Origin of the sequence: Microcystis sp. LE19-8.1F (assembly GCF_027531715.1) — a bacterium.
In the GTDB taxonomy this organism is placed as follows: domain Bacteria; phylum Cyanobacteriota; class Cyanobacteriia; order Cyanobacteriales; family Microcystaceae; genus Microcystis; species Microcystis wesenbergii_A.
In genome coordinates, this window is the sequence record NZ_JAPZSO010000158.1 from 1 (window position 1) to 2,773 (window position 2,773).

The window sequence follows — 2,773 nt, forward strand, 5'->3', positions numbered from 1 at the left end:
CTGGCACCATGCCATCCTAGATGGGGTTGAAGGGCTTGCTTTAAGGCGCTATACTGATTCATAGGGTTTTCGAGATTAGTGCTATTTCTCATAAAACCCTACTCCCGCCTACTTTTCAAGCTTTTTGTCCTGTACTTAGCCAGAGATAGATATTTTACGCATTGGAGAGCCGAATACACCACCGTTAGGAACTCTTGACCCTGATGTTCTACAGTATTTAGGATTATCTCAACGACTCTTGGTGACAGATAATCGTACCAGTATGCCTGAACATTTAGAAGAATATTGGCAAAAAAATCAACAAATCTGGGGACTGTTTTGGATACGTCCCACCACAACAATGGGAAAACTAGCCGAAGAATTAATTATGATTTGGGAAACTACCGAAGCAGAAGAATGGATCGATATTGTCGATTGGATTCCTTTTTAATTAATGATATAATAAGATTATTACCGTCCTTTTTATGCTTGATTATTAATTTGAATGACTCGCCAAATTCATGACCAATTTGCTAAGGAATATTTAGAGGAATTACTAACACCTCTAGGGACGATTAGAAAAAGTAAGAAAGTAAAAAGTGAGGTTCAAGAAATCGATGTCTGGTTTGAACCATTTAGCTCACCTACTCCCACTGAGTTACCTTTAGGGTTACTCGGAAAAATGGCGGCTACTTCCTGTTTATTTGAACCTTTTCGCAATCCCCCGACCGAGGTAGAGATTCGCAGTTGTTTGTCAAAGTTATACACGGTTCATGGGGATGTCTTGAGAAAAGCGAAACGGTCAAACAAAACTTTGACGGTCGCAGAATTGCCTTTCTTATGGATTCTAACGCCCACCTTTTCAGCTAGAATGATTGAAGATTTCGGGACTCACAGCGATGAGAGTAATTGGTTAACAGGGGTTTACTTTTTAGCGAAGTCTCTCAAAGCGGGCATCATTGTCATTCATCAATTACCAGTAATTGAAGACACCTTATGGTTGAGGGTATTAGGTAAAGGAGGAACTCAAAAACGAGCAGTTGAAGAGTTAGTTGAACTGCCAGAACGCAATCCTTTTCGAGAGAATTTATTAGAAATTCTGGCCAACTGGCGCAAGAATTTAGAGTTGAGAGATAATTTAAGTACCGAAGAACAGGAGGACATCATGAACTTATCACCAGCTTATTTACAACAAAGGGAAGAGTGGAAGCAAGAAGGGATACAACAAGGTAGTTTAGAAGAACGGTATTCCCTGATAGCCAGTCTTCTGGAAGGACGCTTTGGCAGCCTAGATTCGGAATTATCTGGTCTGGTGGAACGGATCGCCCAACTTCCCATCTCGGAACGCACCGCTTTACTTCTTTCTTTAGCGAATTTATCCCGCGAGGAATTGTTGGAAAGATTCAGGGAAAATTAAAACTCCAGCCTGCCCAAGCCATGAAGAATCATCCCTAAACCCTGATGGTAGTTTGTCCGAGTAAATCTCTGCCCAATCATCGCAATTTTCTCCATACAATTTTTTTCCTGTACTTAGAGGTTTTCCATACCCATTATGATAAAATATTAATAAATAATCAGGAGCAATTATGACAATTACTCCAAAATCAGAACAATTAAGTAGTCGTGCAAAATAAATTTCCTAGTGAAGAAAGGCAAAAGGCAGGAGCCAAGAGGCAAGGGGGGGTTAGATATGTGTAATTAATTTTGCTTAGGTACTTAAGAAGCGATACTTTATTAGAGCAAGAGGCTAAAACCTTGAAGACTTCCTTTCCTTCTAACTCTTCGCCAAATAGTAAAGCTATTTTTCTGCAACAGGCAGGTGCTTTAAGCGATGATAGTTCTTTGGCCGACCTAAGAGATTCTATTTACCAAGCCAGGGGACGTTCGGAAACTGACGATGATGTATCTTCTTGAACGGATACTTTAACTCATCTCCACTCAGGTAACACTAACGTTATTAATCGATTGGAAAACTTACAAGATGAGGAAGTCGCCATTACGATTGTCACCAAGCTCGAAATTTTGCGCGGGCGGATAGATTATCTGCTTAAGGCTTTTTCAGGGAGTGATTTACTGAAAGCACAAGAGCTTTTCTCTCGTTCAGAAACCTTATTAAATCAACTTCCTGTAATTTTAATTGACCCAAATGCAGCCAATCAATTTGACCGCTTACAAGATATTTCTAAATTTCGCAAAATTGGCAGGTCTGACCTGTTAATTGCTAGTATCGCCTTAGCTAATCAAGCCCAGCTAGTAACCAGAAATCTGCGACATTTTAGACAAATTCCTCATTTATTCTTAGAAAATTGGGTCGATTAATTCCCGTTCCTAATTGTTAGCAAGATTGGGAGAAAAGTCCGCTCAAACCATGAAGAATCATCCCTAAACCCTGATGGTAGTTTGTCCGTTGAGGTTACTGTCAAGTCCAGCTTTAACACAGACGCTCCCCTGTCTAGACAGCAAGTAAAGAGTGCGTGGAGAAGTTGACCCAAAGTGCGATCTCGAAGAGACTCGTTTCGCAGTGCGCCAATTGGCTCGCTCAAACCCTAATCAATTCGATAAACATTCAGGTAGAACGCTCAATGCGTTTGCTAGACTGTATTTCTGGACTTCCCCCATACAGAAATACTAAAAAATTAACAAAACCCTTACCGCAGGTCGCTTCTCAGAAAAAATTGAAAAGAGGCTACTGGGTACATTTTTCCCTTGAAAATGGCTGTACCGTTGACTGTATCTGGAGTAGAGCGATTCCGTAGAGTTGGCTGTATAGTGATCGCTAACCTGATTTTAACAG

4 protein-coding genes are annotated in these 2,773 nt (G+C 40.6%); all 4 read left to right on the forward strand.

Features of this window, described 5'->3' with window-relative positions:
- The first annotated feature begins 241 nt into the window (after nt 1-241).
- Nucleotides 242-430 (forward strand): hypothetical protein, encoded by a 189-nt coding sequence (locus tag O9334_RS15365; protein ID WP_288000948.1) that lies wholly within the window; start codon nt 242-244, stop codon nt 428-430.
- Nucleotides 431-484: 54 nt separating this feature from the next.
- Nucleotides 485-1,396 carry an RpnC/YadD family protein gene (locus O9334_RS15370; protein ID WP_288000951.1) on the forward strand — a complete coding sequence of 304 codons (912 nt, stop codon included), beginning with the start codon at nt 485-487 and terminating at the stop codon, nt 1,394-1,396.
- A gap of 338 nt (nt 1,397-1,734) precedes the next feature.
- Entirely contained in the window at nt 1,735-1,893 is a 159-nt protein-coding gene (locus O9334_RS15375; protein ID WP_288000953.1) for a hypothetical protein, read from the forward strand.
- A gap of 51 nt (nt 1,894-1,944) precedes the next feature.
- A complete protein-coding gene (locus O9334_RS15380) occupies nt 1,945-2,298 on the forward strand; it encodes a type II toxin-antitoxin system VapC family toxin (protein WP_288000955.1) in 354 nt (117 codons plus the stop codon).
- Nucleotides 2,299-2,773: the final 475 nt, after the last annotated feature.